This window comes from Stenotrophomonas maltophilia group sp. RNC7, from assembly GCF_030910085.1.
Classification (GTDB): domain Bacteria; phylum Pseudomonadota; class Gammaproteobacteria; order Xanthomonadales; family Xanthomonadaceae; genus Stenotrophomonas; species Stenotrophomonas sepilia.
Map to the genome: position 1 here is coordinate 1 of NZ_JAVFVN010000699.1, position 351 is coordinate 351.

Genomic DNA, 351 nt, shown 5'->3' on the forward strand with positions numbered 1-351 from the left:
GCCATTATCTGCTTTAGGAATTTCTACTTTTTTCACCGGTCTTTCTTCAATGATTGGCTCCATTTTCGACTTCTCTGTTGTTGCTACAGTTTCGATTATCTCTTTTGGTCCAGGATTAACATTTGGTTTGTCTAGCCTATATTTCTCTAATTCCTCTGGTGTTAACTGATAAGTTGTAACAGGAGCTTGTTTTTCTTTCTGCCGATTCTTAACTTCTTCTATTTCCTCAGCACTGGCTCTATTGGCTTTAACATATCTATAAGCTGTTTGGTAATTCACACCTGTTTTTTCCGCTATTTCCGCAGCGCTCAAATCTGTTTCTTTGGCTAATTTTAAAGCTGTTTGAAATTT

The 351-nt window shown here is 36.8% G+C and carries 1 protein-coding gene; it reads right to left on the reverse strand.

The window, feature by feature from the left end; all coding sequences use genetic code 11:
• Positions 1-351: HTH domain-containing protein (locus RCF13_RS14960; protein WP_308141300.1), on the reverse strand; the 351-nt coding region annotated here is incomplete at both ends.